Consider the following 23,172-nt stretch of genomic DNA (forward strand, 5'->3'; position numbering starts at 1 on the left):
CAAGATCCAGGGACGTCTCCACGAGGCGTCCCTTGTTATGTGCCGTAGTTAAAACAATGTTCTGACAAGAGACAGTTTCCTACCTTCTCGACAGGGCTCCCTCAGGTCCCGACCGCACCGGCAAACGACGGGCAGTCGGGACCAGTAGTCTTTCCCGGAGTCCGTCCAGGGAGAAGGGGGTCCGCGCGTGTATTTGAAGACCCTGACCCTGCGCGGATTCAAGTCCTTCGCCTCCGCCACCGCCCTGCGGTTCGAGCCCGGCATCACCTGCGTCGTCGGCCCTAACGGCTCCGGCAAGTCCAACGTCGTCGACGCCCTCGCCTGGGTGATGGGCGAGCACAGCGCCAAGTCCCTGCGCGGCGGCAAGATGGAGGACGTCATCTTCGCCGGCACCTCGTCCCGGCCGCCGCTCGGCCGGGCCGAGGTCACGCTGACCATCGACAACACCGATGGCGCGCTGCCCATCGACTACACCGAGGTGACGATCAGCCGGCTGATGTTCCGGTCCGGGCAGAGCGAGTACGCGATCAACGGCGACACCTGCCGCCTGCTCGACATCCAGGAGCTGCTGTCCGACTCGGGCATCGGCCGCGAGATGCACGTGATCGTCGGTCAGGGCCAGCTCGACGCCGTGCTGCACGCCGGCCCCGAGGACCGGCGGGCCTTCATCGAAGAGGCCGCGGGCGTGCTCAAGCATCGCAAGCGCAAGGAGAAGGCGCTGCGCAAGCTCGACGCGATGCAGGCCAACCTGACCCGCGTGCAGGACCTCGCCACCGAACTGCGCCGCCAGCTCAAGCCGCTGGGCCGCCAGGCCGAGATCGCCCGCAAGGCCGCCGTCATCCAGGCCGATCTGCGCGACGCGCGACTGCGGCTGCTGGCCGACGACGTCTGCACGCTCCGGGTCCGGCTGGAGCGCGAGGCCGCCGACGAGGCGGCGGTGCTGACCAGGCGCTCCCAGGTGGAGGCCGCGCTGGCCGAGGCCCAGCGGCGCGAGACCGCGCTCGACGCGGCCGAGGCCGAGACCCAGCCGCGCCTGGCCGCCGCCCAGGAGACCTACTTCCGGCTGTCCTCCCTGCGCGAGCGTCTCTCCGGCCTGGAGCAGCTCGCCGCCGAACGCCACCGCCACGCGCTCGACGCCGCCGCCATCGAGCGGCGCGGCCGCGACCCCGAGGACCTCGAACGCGAGGCGGCCGAGGTCCGCGAGCGCGAGCTGATCCTCCGCGCCGAGCTGGAACAGGCCCAGGAGCTGCTGGAGGAGGCCGTCGAGCGCCGGTCCGAGGCCGAGACCGAGCTGGCCGCCGAGGAACGCCGGCTGGCGATGGCGGCCAGGGCCGCCGCCGACCGCCGCGAGGGCCTGGCCAGGCTGCGCGGCCAGGTCGACGCCGTACGGAGCAGGACGCGGGCGGCCGAGGAGGAGATCGGGCGGCTGGAACGGTCGGCGGCCGAGGCCGCGGAGCGCGAGCGGCTGGCCCGCGAGGAGCTGGAGACGCAGCGGCTGGAGGAGCCGGAGCTCGATCCGGCGCTGGCCGAGGAGCTGGCCGTCGCCCAGGCGCGGGTCGAGGAGGCCAGAGCGGCGGCCGAGGAGGCGCGCGCCGCCGCCGAGGAGGCCGAGGCGGCGCTGGAGGGCCCGCGCGCCGCGCTGCGGGCCGCCCGCGCGGGCGTCGGCGCGGCCAGGTCCGCCGACCAGGAGGCTCAGCAGGCGGTGGCGGCGCTGCGCGCCCGGCGCGACGCGCTGGAGCTGGGCCTGGCCAAGGGCGACGGCGGCGCGGCCCTGCTGGAGACCGACCTGGCCGGGGTGCTCGGCCCGCTCGCCGCGGTCATGCAGGTCACCCCGGGCGCGGAGCTCGCCGTGGCGGCGGCGCTCGGCCCGGTGGCGGAGTCCATCGCCGTGAAGTCGGTCACCACCGCCGTGGCGGCCCTGGAGCTGCTGCGCGTCAAGGACGCCGGCCAGGCGACGCTCCTGGTCGCCGGCCTTGACGGCGCGGGCCCCGGCGGTGCGGGCCCTGACCACGCGGGCGGGCCGGCTGGTGACGGCGAGTTCGCCGAGGCGCCGGCCGGTGGGCGTTGGGCGGTCGGGCTCGTCAGCGTGCCCGCACGCCTGCGGGCCGCGCTCGATCAGGTGCTGGGCGGCGTCGTGGTGGTGGCGGACCTGGAGACCGCGCGGCGAGTGGTCGGGGAGCGTCCGGAGCTGCGGGCCGTCACGACGGGCGGCGACCTCGTGAGCGCGCACGTCGCGGCCGGAGGGTCCGAGGGCGGCACGTCGGTGCTGCAGGTGCGGGCGGCGCTCGACGACGCCGTCGCCGATCTGGAGGACGCCGAGACCCGCGCCGGTCAGACCGCCGCCGGGCTGGCGGAGGCGGTCGAGGCCGAGCACGCCGCCCAGGCGGCGCTGGAGGCGGCGCAGGCCGGGGTGAGCCAGGCGCAGACCGCCGCAGGCGCCGCCCAGAGCGGCGTCAACACGGCCCAGGCGGAGCTGGACCGGGTCAGGGCCCGCCAGCGGGAGGCCGACCAGGCCACCGCGGCGGTGGCCAGGCGCCTGGCCCAGCTGGAGGCCGCCGCCCAGGCGGCCCGCGGCGAGGCCGAGCGCCTCGGGCGGAGCGTCGGCGCCGCGCAGGAGGCCCGCGCCGAGGGCCTGGAGGAGCTGGCCGAGCTGGAGATCAGGCTGGCCGAGGCCGAGTACGCGCAGGAGCTGGAGAGCGAGCCGACCACCGACCGGCGCGACGAGCTGGCCTCGGCGTCCGGGACGGCCCGCCAGCGCGAGATGGAGACCCGCCTGCGGGTGCGCACCGCAGAGGAGCGCGTCAAAGGCATCGAGGGCCGCGCCGACGGCCTGACCAGGGCGGCGCAGCGGGAACGCCAGGAGCGCGCCCAGGCGGCCGCTCAGCGCGCCAGGAGGCGCAGGCAGGCGGAGGTGGCCCGGCGGGTGAGCGAGGGCGCGAAGAAGGTCCTGACGGCGCTGTCGGCCTCCGTCGAGCTGGCCGCCCGCGAGCGCGACGAGGCCGAGCTCGCCAGGGTCGCCGTCGACGCCGAGCTGAAGCAGGTCCGCCTGCACGTGCGTGAGCTGGGCCAGGAGCTCGACAAGCTGGTCAACCGCGTCCACGGCAACGAGGTCGCCCGTACCGAGCAGCGGATGCGCCTGGAGCAGCTGGAGCGGCGGGCGATGGACGAGTTCGGGGTGGAGGCCGAGGCCCTGGTCGTCGAGTACGGCCCCGACGCGCCGGTGCCGGGCGACCCCCCCGTTCCGTACGTGCGCGAGGAGCAGGAGAAGCGGGCCCGCGTCGCCGAGCGGCAGATGAACCAGCTCGGCAAGGTCAACCCGCTGGCCCTGGAGGAGTTCGCGGCGCTGGAGGAGCGCCACGCCTTCCTCAACTCGCAGCTCGAGGACCTCAAGAAGACCCGCAGGGACCTGCTGACCGTGGTCAAGGAGGTCGACGAGCGGGTGGAGCGGATGTTCGCCTCCGCCTACGAGGACGTGGCCCGCGAGTTCGAGCAGATCTTCACCAGAGTGTTCCCCGGCGGTGAGGGGCGGCTGGTGCTCACCGCGCCCGACGACATGCTCGCCACCGGCATCGAGGTCGAGGCCAGGCCGCCGGGCAAGAAGGTCAAGCGGCTGTCGCTGCTGTCGGGCGGCGAGCGGTCGCTCACCGCCGTGGCGTTCCTGATCTCGATCTTCAAGGCGCGGCCGTCGCCGTTCTACGTGATGGACGAGGTCGAGGCCGCGCTCGACGACACCAACACGCAGCGGCTGCTGACGCTCTTCGAGGAGCTGCGGCAGAGCTCCCAGCTGATCGTCATCACGCACAACAAGCGCACGATGGAGATCGCCGACGCCCTCTACGGCGTGTCGATGCGCGGTGACGGGGTGACGCAGGTGGTCAGTCAGCGGTTGCGGGAGCGCGAGCCGGCCTGATCGGCGCGCCCTTGGTCCTGACCATGCCGGTCCATCTGGAAAACTGACATCTTGTGGATGGTTACCTCGGCGTGATCGTGATCGTGGTCCTTGTCGCCCTCATCGCGGCAGGTGGCCTGTTCCTGCTGTTCCGGCCGGGAGGCAAAGCGGCGCCGCCGCCTCCTCCTCAGGCGCCTCCTCTGCCCGAGGAGGAGGAGAAGCGCCCGCCGGCGGCCGGGGAGGCCGAAGGCGCGACCACGACGATCCCGCCGCCGGCTCAGCCCACCGCCCCCGCCGAGCCCATGGTCAAGGCGCCCGAGGTGGAGGTGCCGCCGCCGTCGGCGGGCCGGATGGTGCGGCTGCGCTCCCGGCTGGCCAAGTCGCAGAGCTCCTTCGGCCGGGGCCTGCTGGAGCTGCTGTCCCGAGACCGCCTCGACGACGAGGTGTGGGACGAGATCGAGGAGCGGCTGATCACGGCCGACGTCGGCGTCGCGCCGACCCGCGCCATGGTGGAGGAGCTGCAGACCAAGGTCAAGGTGCTCGGCAGCCGCACGCCCGAGGAGGTCAGGGCGCTGCTGCGCGAGCAGCTCCTCATCCAGGTGAACCCCGACCTCGACCGCACGCTCCACGTGGCCAGGCACGGTGAGCGGCCGGCGGTGGTGCTGGTCGTCGGCGTCAACGGCACCGGCAAGACCACCACCACCGGCAAGCTGGCCCGCTCGCTGATCGGCGACGGCAAGAAGGTCGTGCTGGGCGCGGCCGACACCTTCCGCGCCGCCGCCGCCGACCAGCTCCAGACCTGGGGCGACCGGGTGGGTGCCGACGTCGTGCGCGGCCCCGAGGGCGGCGACCCGGCCTCGGTGGCGTTCGACGCGACCGCCAGGGGCATGACGGAGAAGGCCGACGTGGTGATCGTCGACACGGCCGGCCGCCTCCACACCAAGACCGGCCTGATGGACGAGCTGGGCAAGGTCAAGCGGGTCATCGAGAAGAAGGCCACCGTCGACGAGGTGCTGCTCGTCCTCGACGCCACCACGGGTCAGAACGGCATGCGCCAGGCCCAGGTGTTCGCCGAGGTGGTCAACATCACCGGCATCGCGCTGACCAAGCTCGACGGCACCGCCAAGGGCGGCATCGTGATCTCCGTCCAGCGGGAGCTGGGCGTTCCGGTCAAGCTGGTGGGTCTGGGCGAGGGTCCGGACGATCTGGCGCCGTTCGACCCGGAGGTTTTTGTGGACGCCATCCTGGGCGAGTAAGTGGTGACTGATCCGGAAATATCAGTTTTCGTGGCAGCCCTTGTCGTCCGCCGGTAGCCGTGCTGACATTGGACGGTCTGTCGGACATGGAGTCGGAAAGGGCCAACATGAAGAAGGTCGTGGTCCACAAGCCTGGGACCGTCGCACTGGCAGGGGCGGCGACGCCGAAGCACGCCGCCTGACCTCCTCTGTGGCATAGGGCGCGGCGCTTTCCGAGGGGAGCGCCGCCCACTTTTTTCTCCAGAATTCGGATAGTTCATACCGTGAATTCTGGTCATTTCTTCGTGCCAGGGGAGCGACGGTTCTGAGACGGATCACTTTTGACGCTCATCGCGGGCTCCGGGGGCCTTACACGTTCGGGGCCGCATTCCTGGACGTGCTCGTGCCCGAGGCGGACGACGCGCTGATCGCCGCCCACGACATCGAGATCAGAGCGGTGGCGCCCGCGCTGCGCGACCGGGTGCCGGCCCGGCGGGTGACGCTGGCAGACCGGCTGCCCCAGCCCGAGCGCATCCTGGTGCCCGCGCCGCTGCGCACGCTGCGGCTGGCGAACGGGCTGGCGGAGTTCGCCCGCGCCCACCTGGCCGCGACCGGGCCGCTGGAGCTGCGGGTGGTCAACACCGCGCACGCCGATCCCACCGACCTGCGGCTGCTGGACGTGCTCGAACGGCGGGTGCCCGAGCTCACGATCTCCCGCGAGTCCTCGGGGCCCCCGCATCCAGCTCCCGCGTACGCGCTCGGACCCGAGCTGGACCGTTACCGCAACGAGGGCTTCCACCACGCGATGGCCGAGGCCGGGGCGGCGCTGCTGCCCGCGCTGCCGGAAGGCGGCGAGGAGTGGTGGACGCTCGCGCACCGGACCGCCACCGCGCTGGCCGCGCTCGACCGCGAGGACGAGGCGCGCGAGCTGCTCGACCGCGGCCGGCGGGCGAGCACCGACCCCAAGAACCTCGCGACCGCCGCGTACGCGACCGCGATGCTGCTGGTCAGGCACCACGACCCCGGCAGCAGGGACCCCGGGGAGGCGCTGGCCTGGATCAACCAGGCGGTCGCGCTCACCTCCCTGCTGCCCGACCGGCGCGAGCGGGCGTTCCACCTGGGGTTCGATCTGAACGGCAAGGCGCTGGTGCAGGTCCGCCTGGGCCGCGCCGACGAGGCCATGCGGCTCGTGCAGGAGGCCATCGACCTGGCCGAACGGGACCTGGCGCCGCACCACCCGATCCACCGGCTGGTGCTGCGGGCCAACCGGGCGCGGCTGCTGGCCATGCGCGGCGACCTGGAGGCGGCGCTGGCCGACCTGGACGCCGCCGTCGCCGCCGACCCCGGCTATCCCGACCACTACGTCGACCGGGGCAACCTGCTGTATCGGCTGGGTCGGCGGGAGGAGGCGGAGGCCGACTACGAGAGCGCCATGCGGGCCGGGCCGCCCTTCCCCGAGCCTTACTACAACCGCTCCGAGACGCGCTACGCGCGCGGCGACATGGCCGGGGCGCTGGCCGACCTCGACCACGCGATCGAGCTGGATCCCGGGTTCACCGACGCGTACGTGAACCGGGCCGGCCTGCTGGTGGCCCTGGAGGAGTTCGACCGGGCCAGGGCGGACGCGCGGCGCGATCCCGGCAACCCGTTCCTGCTCAGCGTCCTCGGCCAGATCGAGTCGGCGCGGGGCGACCTGGTGGAGGCCCGCAAGGCGTTCGACTCGGCGCTGGAACGGGCCCCTGACCTGGCCGTGGCCTGGGCCGGGCGGGGCGCGCTGGCGTTCGAGGAGGGTGACGCGCACGCGGCGGTGGCCGACCTGACCAGGGCGATAGAGCTCCAGGACGGGGCGGAGGTGCGGTTCAACCGGGCCTACGCGCTGCGCTCGCTCGGTGAGCTGGACGCGGCGCGGGCCGACCTGCGGCGCGCGGCGGCCCTGGACCCCGGCGACGAGCAGATCCGCCAGGCCCTGGCCGAACTCGCCGTCGTCTAGGTCGGGAGGAAGGCGCGTAGTTCGGCCAGGTGAGGGCCGATGTCGAGGCCCTGGCCGGCGAGCCAGGCGGGGTTGCCGTAGGTGCCCTGGTAGCGGTCGCCGCTGTCGCAGATCAGCGTGACGACGCTGCCGGGCTCCCCGGCCTCGCGCATCTCCCTGATCAGCTCGACGCAGGCGGCGACGTTGGTGCCCGTCGAGCCGCCCACGTCGCGGCCGGTGACCTCGCGCACCCAGTGCATGGCGGCGATCGAGCGGGCGTCGGGCACCGCGATCATGCGGTCGATCACCGTCGGCAGGAACGACGGCTCGATCCGGGGCCGGCCGATGCCCTCGATCCGCGAGCCGGGCGCGGTGACCTCCGCGTCGCCGGACACCCAGCCGGGGTAGAAGGCGGAGCCCTCCACGTCGGCGACGGCCAGCCGGGTCGCGTAGCGGCGGTAGCGGATGTAGCGGCCGATCGTCGCGCTGGTGCCGCCGGTGCCGGCGCCGACCACGACCCAGGTGGGCTCGGGGTGCGGCTCCATGCTCATCTGGTCGAAGATCGACTCGGCGATGTTGTTGTTGCCCCGCCAGTCGGTCGCCCGTTCGGCGTAGGTGAACTGGTCCATGAAGTGGCCGCCGGTCTCGGCCGCCAGCCGCCTGGACTCCTCGTAGATCGCGCCCGGGTCGGTGACCAGGTGACACTTGCCGCCGTAGAACTCGATCAGGTGGATCTTCTCCGGCGACGTGGCGGCGGGCATGACCGCGATGAACGGCAGCCCGAGCAGCCGGGCGAAGTAGGCCTCGCTCACCGCGGTGGACCCGCTGGACGCCTCGACGATCGTGGTGGAGGGGCCGATCCAGCCGTTGGACAGGCCGTACAGGAAGAGGGACCGGGCGAGGCGGTGCTTCAGTGAACCGGTGGGGTGCACCGACTCGTCCTTCAAGTAGAGGTTTACCCCCCACTCGGAGGGCAGCGGAAACACGTGCAGGTGCGTATCACAGCTCCGGTTGGCGTCGGCCTCCACCTTGTGGACGGCCTCGGCCACCCACCGTCGCGTCGCCGGAGCATGCCGGTCCACAAAATCCATGGTCTATACGCTATCTCATGTGATTCCCGCCACTCTTTCCATAGAAATGAGGAAATAGTGTTACTATTATGAAACGTGTCCTGCCGTGGACGTGACGAAGCGCGCCGCGAGCACAGAGACCGGAAACCTCTCTGACCAGCGCGGAACCCCTAACGCGGCCCTTACGCGGGGCCTGAGACGATGGAACCGCTGTCAGCCGGCCGGTGCCGAAACGGGGGATAGCGCAAGGGGGAATGATTTGATCACGATGACCGAAGAGCAGCGTCAAGACTGGTTCGAGCGCGATGTCGTACCTGTGACGTCGCAGCTGTTCGCGTCCGCCATGCGCCTGACCCGCAACACCGCCGACGCCGAGGACCTGGTGCAGGAGACCGTGGCCAAGGCCTACACGTCCTATCACCAGTTCCGTGAGGGGACCAACCTCAAGGCGTGGCTGCACCGCATCCTCACCAACAACTTCATCAACGACTACCGCAAGAAGCAGCGCTCGCCCAAGCTGTCGGCCGCCGAGGACGTGGAGGACTGGCAGCTGCACGCCGCCGAGTCCCACACCTCGACCGGGCTGCGCTCGGCCGAGACCGAGGCGCTCGACCGGCTGCCCGACAGCGTCGTGATGAACGCGCTGCGCTCGCTCCCCGAGGACTTCCGGGTGGCGGTCTACCTGGCGGACGTCGAGGGGTTCGCCTACAAGGAGATCGCCGAGCGGATGGGCACCCCCATCGGCACCGTCATGTCCCGCCTGCACCGGGGACGCCGGCAGCTGCGGGGGATGCTGGAGGAGTACGCCCGCGAGGAGGGCGCGCTCCGGACCGCCGCCGACGCCGCCTGATCCCCGTCTCTCACCCGCCCCTGGATCCATGCGGCCCCGCCGCGGGAGCCGCCTGCTGGTCCGCGGCGCTGGGCGACGGCTATGAGGGCGACCGCGCCCAGCGCGCAGGCCACGCCGGTCAGTCGCACCGCGTGCAGCCGCTCGCCGAGCACCCGCCGGGCCAGCAGGAGCGTGCTCGCCGGGTAGAGCGAGACGAGCACGGCGACCAGGCTCAGCAGGCCCTGCCGCTGGGCCAGCAGGTCCCGGCGAGCACCACGACGGCGACGCGCACCCGGCGGGCACCAGGGAGATGCTGACCGTGCTCGACGGTGAGCTGACCCTGACGGTCCACGGCAAGAGTCACGTGGTCAGGGCCGGCGACGCGGTACTCTTCACCGCCGACAGAGCCCACCGCTACGCCAACGCCGGAGCCGGCGAGCTGCGGTTCATCATGGTCGTGGCGGAGCCGCGCGAGGCGGCCGACCAATAACGTCGAACGCCCTCCTGATCGCCGGGCGGAGTTTCATGATTACTCCATGTCCTTGACGGCTGCGGGCTGTGAATGGGTACACCTCCTCGTGTACGGCGGATCGTCGGCAGGGGGTGGCGCGTGAGTGAGTCCCGTGCGGCGACGGAGAAACTCCATGCGGAGTTGCACGGCCTCGGCGTGACCACCGCGTACGAACTGGGGGACGGCGCGACCCTGCCCGTCTGGATCGGGCTTGTCGTGCGCTACCGGGACGGTTTCTACCGCTGGCGTGAAGGCCCGGTGAAACGCCGCCATCTTGGGACCGATCCGGCCGGATGTGCCCTAAGAGTGGCGCGTCGTTACAAGGAGTTGCAGGCGGATATCCCATCATGGTGGGAAGAGCTGGTCAGGGACTTGCGGGGGCGGCCTGCCGGCGACTATCCGTGATGCCCTCGTGAGCGTGCCGCCGGGGGGAACATGCGCGCGTGGAGGGCTGCGCCCGTGTTGCCGATGGCGGTGCTGGCGCTGGTGACGGGATGCGCGGCCCAGCCGCCGGCACGGGTGCCCCTCATGGCGCGCCCGCCTTCCGCGGCCGACCCGGAGACGCTGGTCAAACGGCTGACCCCGATGCAGCGCGACTGGCCTCCGCCCGCCGTCACCGGATGCCGCCGGTGCGTGGCCCTCACCTTCGACGACGGGCCGGGAGCCGAGACCGACCGGCTGCTCACCATGCTGCGCGAGTACGGCGCCCGGGCCACGTTCTTCGTCGTCGGGCAGATGGCGCAGGCCCCCGGCGGCGCCGCCCGGCTGCGGCGCATCGTCGCCGAGGGCCACGAGCTCGGCAACCACTCCTGGAGCCACGCCGAGCTGCCCACCCTGCCGCGCCCGCTGATCGCCCGGGAACTGCAGCGGACCGGCGACCTGGTGCGCGCGCTGACTGGCGTGCGGATGCGCCTGATGCGGCCGCCGTACGGGTCCACCGATGACCGGGTCGCGGCCGAGTCCCGGGAACGCGGGCTGGCGCAGATCCTGTGGAACGTCGACACCTACGACTGGCGCGACCGGGTCAGCTCCGTCGTGGCCAGGCGCGCGTCGCGGGCCAGACCCGGCGCGGTGGTGCTGCTGCACGACATCCACCGCACCACGGTCGACGCGGTCCCGCGGATCCTCGACACGCTCACCCGCGAGGGCTACCGGATGGTGACCGTGAGCGAGCTCTACCGGACGCCGCCGCGGCCGGGCCGGCGCTACCGCCAGGCCCCTCCGGAGCGGTGACCGCCGAAGCGGCATGGCAGGCTGGGAGGCATGGGCTTCACCGGCATCCCTGACGAGGCGTTCATGTTCTACGAGGGCCTCGAGGCGGACAACTCCAAGACCTACTTCGCCCGCCACAAGAGCCTGTACGAGGAGGCGGTGCGGGCGCCGATGCAGGCACTGGCCGACGAGCTGGCGGACGAGTTCGGTGAGGCCAAGCTCTTCCGCCCGTACCGGGATGTCCGCTACGCCAGGGACAAGTCGCCGTACAAGACCCACCAGGGCGCCTTCGTCGGGCTGATGCCCGGCATCGGGTTCTACGCCCAGGTCAGCGCGGACGGCCTGCGTGCCGCGGGCGGCGTCTACTCGCAGGCCCCCGACCAGGTGGCCCGGTTCCGCGCGGCGGTCGACGAGGACGTGACCGGCAAACCGCTGGAACGCGTCGTGGCGGCCCTCGACGCCGCCGGTTACGAGCGCGGCGGCGACCGGCTCAAGACCAGGCCGCGCGGCGTGCCCGCCGACCACCCCAGGCTCGACCTGCTGCGCCACAGGTCGCTGTACGCCGGCCGCGGGTTCGAACCGGAGCCGTGGGTGCACACCGCCGAGGCCGCCGACCGGGTGCGCGCCTGCTGGCGCGACTTCGGGCCGCTGATCGACTGGCTCTGCGCGCACGTACGGGGGAGCGAGCTGCCGGACCGGAGTTGATCACGGCTGCTGGGACGTCTCGTCCCCCCGCAGGATGCGGTCGACGGTCTGGCCGGCGGCCGAGGTGGCGGCGGTGGTGATCGCCGCGATCATGATGGCCAGCAGCGGCGTCGCCAGGCTGCGCAGGCTGCGGATGTTGCGCACCCTCGCCCACGGCTCGCCGGCCAGGTGCATGATCCGCCACTCCCAGTAGAGGCCGAGCCCGATCGAGACCAGCGCCACCTTGCCCACGATGATGGCCACCACCTGCACCTTGTCCATCGCGCCCAGGTCGGGCTCGGCGAGGGCGGCCACGTAGCCCGACAGCTCGGTGGCCAGCGCGGCCGCCATCAGGTTGAGCGCCTTCGTCATCGGCTGGGTGCCGCGGATGCGCGGATAGAAGTAACCGAACAGGAAGCCGAACGCGGGCAGCGCGATCACCGAGCGGGCCTCGAACACGAAACTGCTCAGGTCGGCCCCGATCGGCACCCCGAACACGATGAGGAACGGCAGGCTCAGCAGCAGGCTGACGATGAACCCGTAGACGCCGTTGTGCCAGGGTGAGCAGCCCGCGGCGGTGGCGAAGGCGGTCTCGGGATGGCTGCCGTGTCCGCGCAGCGCCGTGTCGAGCGCCTCGCGCTGCCGGTCGAACTCCGCCATCGACAGCTCGCCTGCGCCCAGCCGGCCGCGGCCGGCGCGGTACAACTCCTGCTCGGAGCCCAGCAGCAGCCGCCGGTGCAGCGCGGCCCTGATCAGCTCCCGATGCTCCTCCTGGTCGCCGGGCTCGACGACCGACGGGTGCGGGTCGGCCAGCAGCCAGCGCGCGGTCACCCAGGCGATGAGCGCGGTGATGGAGAGCATCGGCAGCGGCACGTTGATGTCGCCCAGCGTGGCGCTGCCCTGCGGGGCCAGGTAGGCCACCATCAGACAGACGATCATCGTGGACTCCGCCGCGGAGTCCCGCGTCGCGCCCAGGGCGGTGCCGAGCCGCCTGAGCCGGAGCACCAGCAGCAGGAACCCGAGCAGCAGCAGGCCCATCACCCCGCGCACCAGCGGGGTCAGCTCCAGCTCGCCGATGCGCGGCACGGCCTGCTCGGGCAGCGCCCGGCTCCACGAGCCCGCGTCGAGCCACTCGGTCGGCCAGCCCTGCACCAGCAGGCTCACCACGACGGCGACCACGACCGCGCCGCGGGTCCACTGCTTGACGGCGACGGCGACGGCGGCCACCGGGAGCAGCGCCCAGCAGAACGCGAGCAGCAACCGGACGCTGTCGGGCGGATAGACCTGGGTGGCCAGCGCCCTGGCCCACAGCACCAGCGCGAGCAGCGCGACAGCGGACCCCGCGGCGAAGGCGGTCAGCCGCACGACCACGGCCCGCACCCCGAGGTCGGCGCTGAGCACCATCGCCGACCCGGCCGCCGCGGCCGCCGCCACGGCCGTCCCGGTGACCAGCGTGTCGCCCGGCAACTGGCCGTAGCGGTAGGACCACGACAGCATGCCGACCGCGAGCAGCACGCCCACCCCGGTCGCGCCGAGCGCGTCGCGCGGCGTCCACTGCGGGCCGCTCGGCAGCACCTGGACGGCGTGGCGCAGCGCCAGCAGCGGCAGCCCGACGAACAGCATCAGGTACGCGAGGAGCGTGAACTCCTCGGCCACGGCCACCAGCAGGATCACCGGCGCCGCCAGGCCCAGCCCGGCGGCCAGCTCCCGGTTGGGGCGGCGCCGCCACCAGCGGCCGCCGAGCGCCCGCAGCAGCAGCACCGCCAGCACGATCGCGGTGAGCACGCCGAGCGCGGTCGCCCAGGAGAAGTCGTCCTCCTCCCGCACGTCGGGGAAGCCGTACGCGTCCGGCGCGAGCGTGACGCTCACCGGGTAGAGGCCGACGGTGAACTCCAGCCGTTCCGGCTCCTCCCGGTCGGGCTCGATCGAGGTCGCCCGGAGCACGGTCCACTCGCCCGGCCGCAGGGTGACCTTGCGGTAGACGACCAGCAGCGGCCGGGCCGTGGGGGCGTTGAAGTCGAGCCGCAGCAGCTCCTCGGGCCGCACCTGGCGCAGCAGGGTCACCGTGAAGCGGACCGTGGTGCGGCCGCCGGCGGTGGTGAGCAGCGGCGGCAGCCGGCCCGCCGGGGCGAGCACGGTGCCGTTGACCTTGACGGCGCCGAACCCGTCGTCGGTGAAGCGGCGCATCCCGCGCGGGAACTCGGCGCCCTGCCGGAGCGTCCCGGCCAGGCTGTCGGCGGCGTCCATCCGCAGCCGGTGCACGATCGTCACCCTCACCTGCCGCAGCCGCTCGTCCAGCCGCCCTTCGGGCACCCCGGCCAGGTCGGCGGCGCTCGCCGGGGCGACCGTCACCTCGGTGAGCGCCTCACGGTCACGCTCGACGGCCGGTCCGGCGCGGGGGGCGGACACGTCCCACGAGTCGGTCTCGGCCGGCCAGGGCGGAGAGGCAGGCGGCGGCACGGGCTGGGCCGTGACGGCGCACCAGGCGATGGCGCCCAGCGACAGGACAGCCAGCCCGAACCCGATGACAGCTCGGAGCCTTTCCACAGTCTGGATGATTCACTCGTCCGGCCGATTGTTCTCTCTGACGGGTAACGGTGTGATGACGTTGCCCCGGCGTTGACGCCTTCGGTCTTTTCCGGGGCGGAAAATCACGCCAATCTTTGAATTCCCTGCGGGCGTGTCCCGCACACCTCACTAGAGAGGTGACGGAAATCCCCACCCGTGCGTCACAGCGGCTCCGACCTGGGCATCCGTGGCCCATGGCCCGGTTTCCCCATTGTCCGGGCCGGTAAATGAGCAAAGTCACCCCGCCGTACCGGAGAATGCTTCTCCACACGGCGGGGTGACTTTCGAGTCAGAACGCTCAGGCGCGCTTGGCGCGGGCCGCGGCGCGGCCGCGCGTGGCCGCGTCGAGAATCACCTTGCGGATGCGCACCGCGTCGGGGGTGATCTCCACGCACTCGTCCTCGCGGATGAACTCCAGCGCCTGCTCCAGCGAGAGCACCCGCGGCGGGATCACCTTCTCCGTCTCCTCGGCGGTGGAGGAGCGCATGTTGGTGAGCTTCTTCTCCTTGGTGATGTTGACGTCCATGTCGTCGGCGCGGGAGTTCTCGCCGATGACCATGCCCTCGTAGACCTCGGTGCCGGGCGAGACGAACAGGGTGCCGCGCTCCTGCAGGTTGAGCATCGCGAACGCGGTGACGGGGCCGGAGCGGTCGGCCACCAGCGAGCCGCTGCCACGGGTGCGCAGCTCGCCGAACCAGGGCTCGTACGCCTCGAACACGTGGTGCACCAGGCCGGTGCCGCGCGTCTCGGTGAGGAACTCGGTGCGGAAGCCGATCAGGCCGCGCGCCGGCACCACGAACTCCATCCGGATCCAGCCGGTGCCGTGGTTGGTCATGTGCTCCATGCGGCCCTTGCGGACGGCCAGGAGCTGGGTGACGGCGCCGAGGTACTCCTCAGGGCAGTCGACGGTGAGCCGCTCCACCGGCTCGTGCACCTTGCCGTCGATCTCCCTGGTGACCACCTGCGGCTTGCCCACGGTCAGCTCGTAGCCCTCGCGGCGCATCTGCTCGACCAGGATGGCCAGCGCGAGCTCGCCGCGGCCCTGCACCTCCCACGAGTCGGGCCGCTCGGTCGGCAGCACGCGCAGCGACACGTTGCCGACCAGCTCCCGGTCGAGGCGGTCCTTCACCATGCGGGCGGTGACCTTGGCGCCCTTGACCTTGCCGACCAGTGGCGAGGTGTTGGTGCCGATCGTCATCGAGATGGCGGGCTCGTCGACGGTGATGAGCGGCAGCGGGCGCGGGTCCTCGGGGTCGGCCAGCGTCTCGCCGATCATGATCTCGGGGATGCCGGAGATCGCGATGATGTCGCCGGGGCCGGCCTCCTCGGCGGGCTTGCGCTCCAGAGCCTCGGTCATGAGCAGCTCGGTGATCCGCACCTTCTGGATGCTGCCGTCGGTGCGGCACCAGGCGACCTGCTGGCCCTTGGTCAGCCGGCCCTGGTGGATCCGGCACAGCGCGATGCGGCCGAGGTAGGACGAGGCGTCGAGGTTGGTGACGTGCGCCTGGAGCGGCGCGTTGGGGTCGTAGGTGGGCGCCGGGATGGTCGACTTGATGATGTCGAACAGCGGCTCAAGGTCCGGCGAGTCGGGCATGCCGCCGTCAGCGGGGCGCTCCAGCGAGGCGCGGCCCGCCTTCGCCGAGGCGTACACGATCGGGAAGTCGATCTGGTCGTCGGTCGCGTCGAGGTCCATGAACAGCTCGTAGACCTCGTCGACCACCTCGGCGATGCGGGAGTCGGGCCGGTCGACCTTGTTGATGCACAGGATGACGGGCATCTTGGCCGACAGCGCCTTGCGCAGCACGAACCGGGTCTGGGGCAGCGGGCCCTCGGAGGCGTCGACCAGCAGCACCACGCCGTCGACCATGGACAGGCCGCGCTCGACCTCGCCGCCGAAGTCGGCGTGGCCCGGGGTGTCGATGATGTTGATCGTCATGCCGCCGTGGCGTACGGCGGTGTTCTTGGCGAGAATGGTGATGCCCTTCTCGCGTTCGAGGTCGTTGGAGTCCATGACCCGGTCGTCGACGTCCTGATTGGCGCGGAACGCCCCCGACTGCCACAGCATGGCGTCGACAAGAGTGGTCTTGCCATGGTCGACGTGCGCGATGATCGCGATGTTCCTCAGGTCGTCGCGGCTGTTCAAAGGCATGATGAGTTCTCGCTCTGTATCGATGGGGCCGGCCGCGCGAACTCGCGACCCCACAAGTTTAGTTGATCCCCTCAGATGACGCGTGCGGTGCCAGGACGTCGCTTCCCGGCACGCTGACCTCGCGAAAGTGTCACACTGTCACGTACGAGTGATCCCTTCGCCACAGATGGTGACCCCATGTCGCAGTTCTTCGACGGTGCGCCGGTGGAGGACGCCGAGCGGCTCCACCGGTTGCTCGACGGGATTCCGCTGGCGCTGGAGCTGGCCGCGGGATGCGCGCTGCCCCCGGCGCGCATCGCCGACCGGCTCGGCGGCCGGCACGGCCTGCTGCCCGCCGCCGCCGACCGGACCGCCAAGGTGCGGGCCGTGGTGGGGCTCGGCCATGAGCTGCTGGCGCCCCGGGAGCGGGTGCTGCTGCGCAGGCTCGCGGTGTTCGCCGGGGCGTTCGACGCGGAGCTGGCCGCGGCCGTGTGCGGCGACGGCGGGATCCTGCGGCGGGCCGAGGTGCCCGCGCTGCTCGACCGGCTGGTGGCCGCGCGGCTGGTGACGGGCTCGTACGCGCTGCGCGGGGTGGTCAGGGAGTACGCCGCCGAGCGGCTGCGGGAAGCGGGGGAGGACGACCGGCTGCGCGACCGCCACCTGAAGGCGGTCTGCGCGGCGTACGAGGAGTGCCACGAGAGGGTGTCGCTGGCGCGGCGGCTGCCGTGGCGCGAACGGGTGCGTTACCTGCGCAGGGCGCGGGCCCTGGCGGCGGAGTGCGACGCCGCCCTGGCGTGGGCGGTGCGGGCCGGAGCGGCGGCGCCCGGGCTGCGGCTGGCCAGGGCCGCGACGGCGATGGGGGTCGCCTGCCCGCGTGAGGCGCTGGAGCGGCTGCCCGCGCTCGGGGCGCCGGGGGAGCTGGCCGACTGCGCGAACGTGCTGCTGGGCTGCGCGCGCGGGGTGGTGGAGCCCGTCGTGGCGGGGGTCGAGGGCCTGCGTGCTGACGGCTACTCGTACTGGCTCGGGGTGGGCTACAACGCGGCGGTGCGGGTCTGCTTCGCGCGGGGACGGCCCGCGCTCGGCCGGCGCTACCTGCGCGAGCTGGAGGACGCGGCGGCGGCCGGCGACGACCTGGTGGCGCTGGCGGGGGCGCGGCTGGCGCGGGGCGACCTGGCGCTGCTGGCGGGGGAGGCGCGCGCGGCGCGCGGCTGCGCCGGGGACGCGCTGGCGCTGGGCCGGGAGGCGGGCGACCCGCGCGTGGTCGTCGCCGCGCTGCGGCGGCTGGCGTCCGTCGCCGAGGCGGTGGGGGACGAGGAGGGGGCGGCCCGCCACCGCGGCCGGGCCCTGCCGCTGCTGCGCGCCATGGGCGGCCGACCGGCGCTGACCGGCCGGGGGGAGGGCGGGGAAGAGCTGGTCGGAGGAGGAATTTAAGCTCGGAGTATGCCACTCGCGACCAGCTTTCCCGTCACACTCAGGACCGACGACGGGGTGCGCATCGACGCCGCGCACACCCCTCCCGGCGGGGCCGGGGCCGCGGACGTGGGGATCGTGGTGGCCCACGGGTTCACCGGGTCGTGGCGGGAGCGGTCCGCGCGGCGGATCGTGCACGTGCTCAGCGGCTACGGCGGAGTGGTCGCCTTCGACTTCCGCGGCCACGGCCGGTCCGGCGGCGAGAGCACCGTGGGCGACAAGGAGATTTTGGACGTGGCCGCCGCCGTCCGGCACGCGAAGGCGACCGGCTACCGCAGGATCGCGGTGGTCGGCTTCTCCATGGGGGCCGCGGTGGCGGTGCGGCACGCGGGGCTGTGCGAGGGCGCGGACGCGGTGGTCGCGGTCAGCGGCCCGGCGCGGTGGTACTACCGCGGCACCAAGCCGATGCGCCAGGTCCACTGGGCGATCGAGCAGCCGCTCGGCCGCTGGGCGGCCAGGGTGGCCAAGCGGACCAGGATCGCCGTCGGCCGCTGGGACCCGATCCCGATGCCGCCGCACGAGGCCGCCGCGCTGGTCGCGCCGACGCCGCTGCTCATCGTGCACGGCGACGCGGACGCGTTCTTCCCGCTCGACCACGCCCGCCAGCTCTACGAGGCCGCGCGGGAGCCGAAGGAGCTGTGGATCGAGCCTGGGTACGGCCACGCGGAGGCCGCGGCGACCCCTGAGCTGATCCGCCGCATCGGAAAGTGGATCTCTTCGAACTTTTCCTGAGCGGGACACGTCTACCTAGGGCGGATGGCAGCGAACCGCAAGGAGGAGCCTCGGGGGACGCCACGGCCTGGGGACGTGGCTCCGTTTCTCGTAGCCGACCGGCGGGACCAGCGTCGCGGGGGCGCGCTGGGTCGCTGAGCGTCGCGGAGGCGAGGGGGCCCGGTCGTGCACCGGGACCCCTCGCCGCCGGTCAGCCCAGCCGGGCGATCGTCTTGTACTCCAGGTAGCTTCCCAGGCCCTCGGGGCCCAGCTCGCGGCCGAGGCCGCTGGCCTTGTAGCCGCCGAACGGCGCGGCCGTCTCGATCATGTAGCAGTTGACGCCGTACGTGCCGGTCCGCACCTGACGCGCCACCTCCATGCCGTGCTCGGTGTCGGCCGTCCACACCGTGCCGGCCAGGCCGTAGTCGCTGTCGTTGGCGATCCGCACGGCGTCCGCCTCGTCGTCGTACGGGATCACCGCCAGGACCGGGCCGAAGATCTCCTCGCGGGCGACGCGCATCTCGTTGGTGACGTTCGCGAACACCGTCGGGGCGACGTACCAGCCGCGGTCGTACGGGCGGTCGAGGCCGCCGACGACGACCTTCGCGCCCTCGTCCATCCCGATCTTGATGTAGCCCTCGACGCGCTCCTGCTGCCGCTTGGCCACCAGGGGGCCGATCCCGGTGGCGGGGTCGGCGGGGTCGCCCACGGGCTGGGAGTTGACCATGTTCGCCACCGCGTCCACGACCTCGTCGTAGCGGTTGCGCGAGGCCAGGATGCGGGTCTGCGCCACGCACGCCTGGCCGTTGTTCATCAGCGAGGCGATCGCCAGCATGCCCATCGAGGAGGTCAGGTCGGCGTCGTCGAGCACGATCGCCGCCGACTTGCCGCCCAGCTCCAGGCTGACGCGCTTGAGCTGCTCGCCGCAGATGGAGGCGATGCGCCGGCCCGCCGCGGTCGAGCCGGTGAACGCCACCTTGTCGACGCCCGGGTGGGAGACCAGGTGCTCGCTGACCTCGCGGCCCGCGGGCACGATGTTGAGCACGCCCGCCGGGACCCCGGCCTCGCGCACCATCTCGGCCAGCAGGTACGCGTCCAGCGGCGTCTCGGGGGCAGGCTTGAGCACGATCGCGCAGCCGGCCAGAAGCGCGGGCGCGACCTTGGTCATGGTGACGAACTGCGGGACGTTCCACGGCACCACGGCCGCCACCACGCCCACCGGCTCGCGGCGCACGGTCACCGGGCCGAACACGCCGGGCCGCTGGTCCTCCTGCTCGAACGTGGCGCCGTACTGGGCGTAGTAGTTGAGCATGCCCAGCGGCTGCGGCGCCTGGGCGAGGTTGGAGAACGTGATCGGGGAGCCCATCTCCTCGGTGATGAGCGCGGCCATCTCGCCCTGCCGCTCGGCGTAGATCTCGGCGAGCCTGCCGAGGACGGCCGCCCGTTCGGCGAACGTCATGCGCGGCCACGGCCCGTGGTCGAACGCCTCGCGGGCCGCGGCCACCGCCCGGTCCACGTCCTCGGTGGTGCCGTCGGGGACCCGGCCGACGACCTCCTCGGTGTGCGGGTTGATCACGTCGATGGTGCCGGTGCCCGCCGGGGTCACCCACTCGCCCCCGATGAACAGCTTGTCGTGCTGGCGCATGTCGTGAGCCTCCTGCCGGAACCGATTGGTTGCTTCGCAAGCAGACCGAATCATGTTCTGTCCAGGCACGCAAGAGGGGCACGCAAGAGGGGCACGGCACCCGGGTGCCGTGCCCCTCCTCAGCCGATCAGCGCCGGCCGTTGAGCAGGTGTGCCATCGACCGCTTCACCAGATCGGTCCTGGTCGCCTGGTCGAGCAGGCTTTCCGCGCCGAATCCCAGGTACACGGTGTCCGTGGTCGTGACGCCCGCGCCCTCCTCGAACACCTGGTCCGTGCGGGCCCAGTTGTTGACCGAGGGCGAGGTGCCCTCCGGCGGGCCCGTCACCGTCCAGCCGCCCAGGTCGGACTCGAACGAGGTCTCCTCCGCCGTCGCGCCGTCCAGCGTGACGACCGCGTCGTCGACGAAGACGCCCGCGCCCTGGGTGGCCCAGTCGCTGACGTACGCGATCGAGACCTCGACCCGCTTGCCCGCGTACGGGGTCAGGTCGATCCGCCACTGCTGCCAGCCGGCCGAGTTGCCCGAGGCCGCGTTCCAGGAGCCGGAGGTGCCGGTCGGCTCGCAGTTCGGGCCCTGGTAGCGCTGGGTGAACGGATGGATGCTGCTCCACTCGGACTGGCAGCTGCTGCCGGTCGCCTGGCTGGTGTGGCCGTTGGCGTCGGGCAGCGTGGTCCAGTCGTCGCCGCCCGCCGTGCGCGCCTCCACCATGAGGAAGTCCCAGTCGGCCTCGGTGTCGTACGACGTCCAGAACGTCAGCTCGCCGCTCGACCGGCCGGTCAGGTCGATCGTCTTGGTGAGCCGCTTCCAGGCGACGTCCGAGATGCCGCTGTAGACGTCCCAGGACCCGGTGTGCGGGTCGAACGGGGCGCCCGGCCGGTCCCACTTGATCGGGGCCGAGCTGGCGAACAGCGGGAACCGGTCCGGGGGCAGGATCGCCGAGGTGGCCACGAACGCGTTGGTGTGCACGTCCGGCTCCAGCGTGCCGGAGAAGCCGTCGAAGGCGCCCTTCACGCCCTTCAGCGGGTACGGCTGACCGGTGGCCGGATCGCTGCCCGAGTTGTCGAAGAACACGTAGGCCCCCAGCCAGTACTGCTGGAAGTCGTTGAACACCGGGATGCACGGCGGGTCGCTCGGCGCCGCGCACTCCGGCTGGCCCGGCTGGTCGGGCTCGTAGTAGTAGGCGCCGTTGGCGTTGGCCGCGTACGACGGGTACTTGCCCGCGTGCATGACCTTCCCGCCCTCGTTCAGGTAGTCGCGCACGGCCAGCTCGGTGTCCACGCCCGCCTTGGAGGTGGTGCCGGGCACCTGGCCCGCGCTGCGCGGGATGATGTCGTCGCCGGTCTCCCAGATGACGGCCTTGTAGTGGCTGAGCACGCCGAGCGGGTGCGGAGCCTTACGCCCCATCTTGTCCATGTCGTACACGTCGGAGCTGTAACCGGCCGCCTGGAGCGCCTGCGCGTAGGCGCCGGCGTACTTCGCCTCGGTCACGCCCTGCGCCGGGCTCAGGCCGGTGACGTCCTCGGCGGCCAGCACGAGCACCTTGCCGCCGATGTCGTCGTGCACCTTGTACGTGAACGTCGCGCTCTTCTTGCCCAGGGCGCTGAACCAGACCTTGACCGTGTCGCCCGGCTTGGTCCCGGTGACCTGGCCGCGCATCCAGTGGTAGTAGCGGTCGTAGCCCTTGCCGTACCGCTCGCCGCCCTTCCACTCCTTGGTCGGCTTCACCTGGGTGCGGCCGTTGTTGACCTGGTAGTTGAGCAGCACCGGGCCGAGCTTGCGCTTGGCGTTGACCTGCACCGTCTGGTTCTTGCCGTAGCTGACCTCGAACGGGTCGAGGACGAAGTCCGGCGTCGTGTTGCCCAGGTGGGTCACCGGCTCCACCGGGTTGACGGCCGACCTGGCCACGTCCAGCGCGAACGGCAGGTTCCGCTCGAACTCGGCCTGCACCAGCGCCTCGTCGTCGGGGAAGACGAAGCCGCAGCCGTCACAGCCCTCGTTCAGCTCGGGGGTCCAGGCGAGGGTGCCGTACGTGGAGTGGGCGTGGTCGGTGGTCTCGCCGTTGGTGGTGTACAGCTCGGCGCCCAGGTCCGGGTCGAAGCCGGGCACGGCCGGCCGCTCGTCGTTCCCGGTCAGCGCCTCGTAGATCGGGTTGTCGGCGGTCTCCGTGGCGACCTGGAAGCCGGTCGGGTAGAGCAGCAGCGGGCCGAACGAGTGGTAGTTGAGCTGCATCTCGAACCGCACCCGCCGGAGCAGGCCGTCCATGGCCCTGGTCTCCGGCTCGCTGGCCGGGCCGGCGCCGCGGTAGGTCTCGCTGCTCGGGACCGAGGAGGAACCCTCCTCGTCGTAGTGGAAGTTCGTGGGGAAGTTCCGGTTGAGGTCCACGCCGTCGCCCACGGTGATCCGGCCGTCGCCGTTCACGTCGCGGAGGTTCTTGCGCCACAGGCGGTTGCCCTCGGTGAAGGTGAAGTCGTAGCCGTCGGGGTTGGCGACCGGGACGAACCAGAGCTCGCTCTTGTTCAGCACGTCCGACAGCTGCCGCTTGTTGGCCACCACGTGCTTGAGCAGCCGCAGGTTCGTCTCGGTGGCGATCCACTCGCGGGCGTGCTGGGTGGCCGAGTAGAGCGTGGCGGGCTTGACGCCGTCGGGCAGGACCCGGGCCAGGGACGTCACCTTGACGGCGAGGATGTCCTGACCGCGGATCGTCTTGCCGATGGACTGCAGCTTGACGATGTCCTTGTTCTCGTCAGCGATCTTCCTGAGCTGGTCGGCGACGCCGCCGCGCTCGGAGTAGGACTTGAAGACCGTGTAGCCGCTCGCCGCCTGGGCCCTGGCCGCCTGCAACTGGGTCTGGCCCTGCGGGTTGCGTACCGGCTGGGGCCGGTGGCCGAGCTTGCGCAGTCCTTCGAGATCGTTCTGGGCGGCGGTGAGCTCGATGTGCTCCTTGCCGTTCTCGATCTCCTGGTGGACGACGTCGAAGCCCTTCTCCCTGAGGTTCTGGGCGGTGCCGGGCGGGCTGTCGAGCTGGTAGAGCTCGATGCGGTCGCCGGGCGGGAGCGGGTCCACGGACGCCTGGGCTTCCAGCGCGACCATGGAGGTGCCTAAGCCGAGGATCACGGCCGTGACAAGGGTGAGTGAACGAGACACAGGTTCCTGCCCCTTCGCAGAGACGCGTACGCCGCCATCTCAATGTGGTGCGACGATCCCGGCAAGACCCAATCTTTATTTGTGTCTTATCTCGGACAGATTCCGACAA

Annotated in this window: 14 protein-coding genes and 1 pseudogene; 10 read left to right on the top strand and 5 right to left on the bottom strand. The window is 72.0% G+C overall.

Going from position 1 to position 23,172, the window contains the following annotated elements; genetic code table 11:
• The first annotated feature begins 187 nt into the window (after positions 1-187).
• From ACQEUU_RS32595 to ACQEUU_RS32605, 3 genes are all read left to right on the top strand, one after another.
• Positions 188-3,910, top strand: a complete 3,723-nt coding sequence (locus ACQEUU_RS32595; RefSeq protein ID WP_433073020.1) for an AAA family ATPase — start codon at positions 188-190, stop codon at positions 3,908-3,910.
• 71 nt (positions 3,911-3,981) lie between these two features.
• On the top strand, positions 3,982-5,145 hold the full coding sequence (gene ftsY / locus ACQEUU_RS32600; RefSeq protein ID WP_433073023.1) for a signal recognition particle-docking protein FtsY: 1,164 nt from the start codon (positions 3,982-3,984) through the stop codon (positions 5,143-5,145).
• 376 nt (positions 5,146-5,521) lie between these two features.
• On the top strand, positions 5,522-7,114 hold the full coding sequence (locus ACQEUU_RS32605) for a tetratricopeptide repeat protein (RefSeq protein ID WP_433073026.1): 1,593 nt from the start codon (positions 5,522-5,524) through the stop codon (positions 7,112-7,114).
• Here ACQEUU_RS32605 and ACQEUU_RS32610 read toward each other — a convergent pair.
• The gene (locus ACQEUU_RS32610) at positions 7,111-8,184 is read right to left on the bottom strand and encodes a PLP-dependent cysteine synthase family protein (protein ID WP_433073029.1); all 1,074 of its coding nucleotides are present in this window, start codon (positions 8,182-8,184) and stop codon (positions 7,111-7,113) included. The two genes, ACQEUU_RS32605 and ACQEUU_RS32610, sit on opposite strands and share 4 nt — an antisense overlap.
• Positions 8,185-8,431: 247 nt before the next feature.
• On the opposite strand from ACQEUU_RS32610, the gene ACQEUU_RS32615 reads away from it, so the two are divergent.
• The 5 genes and pseudogenes from ACQEUU_RS32615 to ACQEUU_RS32635 all read left to right on the top strand — a co-directional run bounded on the left by ACQEUU_RS32615 (position 8,432) and on the right by ACQEUU_RS32635 (position 11,420).
• A complete protein-coding gene (locus tag ACQEUU_RS32615; RefSeq protein ID WP_433073032.1) occupies positions 8,432-9,013 on the top strand; it encodes a sigma-70 family RNA polymerase sigma factor in 582 nt (193 codons plus the stop codon).
• Between the two features lie 253 nt (positions 9,014-9,266).
• Positions 9,267-9,482 (top strand): annotated as a pseudogene (locus ACQEUU_RS32620) (cupin domain-containing protein); the annotation flags it as partial.
• A gap of 120 nt (positions 9,483-9,602) precedes the next feature.
• Positions 9,603-9,908: a hypothetical protein gene (locus ACQEUU_RS32625; RefSeq protein WP_433073035.1), complete on the top strand. Its 306-nt coding sequence runs from the start codon at positions 9,603-9,605 to the stop codon at positions 9,906-9,908.
• Positions 9,909-9,971: 63 nt separating this feature from the next.
• Positions 9,972-10,736, top strand: coding sequence for a polysaccharide deacetylase family protein (locus tag ACQEUU_RS32630; RefSeq protein WP_433074471.1), 765 nt, complete (start codon positions 9,972-9,974; stop codon positions 10,734-10,736).
• Between the two features lie 30 nt (positions 10,737-10,766).
• Entirely contained in the window at positions 10,767-11,420 is a 654-nt protein-coding gene (locus ACQEUU_RS32635; protein ID WP_433073038.1) for a DUF2461 domain-containing protein, read from the top strand.
• Here ACQEUU_RS32635 and ACQEUU_RS32640 read toward each other — a convergent pair whose 3' ends face one another.
• Entirely contained in the window at positions 11,421-13,946 is a 2,526-nt protein-coding gene (locus ACQEUU_RS32640; RefSeq protein WP_433073041.1) for a hypothetical protein, read from the bottom strand. It abuts the gene before it with no gap.
• A gap of 319 nt (positions 13,947-14,265) precedes the next feature.
• The gene (typA, locus tag ACQEUU_RS32645) at positions 14,266-16,116 is read right to left on the bottom strand and encodes a translational GTPase TypA (RefSeq protein ID WP_433073044.1); all 1,851 of its coding nucleotides are present in this window, start codon (positions 16,114-16,116) and stop codon (positions 14,266-14,268) included.
• A 177-nt stretch (positions 16,117-16,293) separates the two neighbouring features.
• On the opposite strand from typA, the gene ACQEUU_RS32650 reads away from it, so the two are divergent.
• A complete protein-coding gene (locus ACQEUU_RS32650) occupies positions 16,294-17,526 on the top strand; it encodes a hypothetical protein (RefSeq protein WP_433073047.1) in 1,233 nt (410 codons plus the stop codon).
• A 9-nt stretch (positions 17,527-17,535) separates the two neighbouring features.
• Entirely contained in the window at positions 17,536-18,297 is a 762-nt protein-coding gene (locus ACQEUU_RS32655; RefSeq protein WP_433073050.1) for an alpha/beta hydrolase, read from the top strand.
• 190 nt (positions 18,298-18,487) lie between these two features.
• Here ACQEUU_RS32655 and ACQEUU_RS32660 read toward each other — a convergent pair whose 3' ends face one another.
• Both ACQEUU_RS32660 and ACQEUU_RS32665 read right to left on the bottom strand, forming a co-directional pair.
• Complete coding sequence (locus ACQEUU_RS32660) at positions 18,488-19,921, bottom strand: aldehyde dehydrogenase (RefSeq protein WP_433073053.1); 1,434 nt, start codon at positions 19,919-19,921, stop codon at positions 18,488-18,490.
• A gap of 127 nt (positions 19,922-20,048) precedes the next feature.
• Complete coding sequence (locus tag ACQEUU_RS32665; RefSeq protein ID WP_433073056.1) at positions 20,049-23,033, bottom strand: M14 family zinc carboxypeptidase; 2,985 nt, start codon at positions 23,031-23,033, stop codon at positions 20,049-20,051.
• Between the last annotated feature and the right edge of the window lie 139 nt (positions 23,034-23,172).

Source organism: Nonomuraea sp. CA-218870 (genome assembly GCF_050936535.1).
GTDB classification, from domain to species: Bacteria; Actinomycetota; Actinomycetes; order Streptosporangiales; family Streptosporangiaceae; genus Nonomuraea; species Nonomuraea corallina.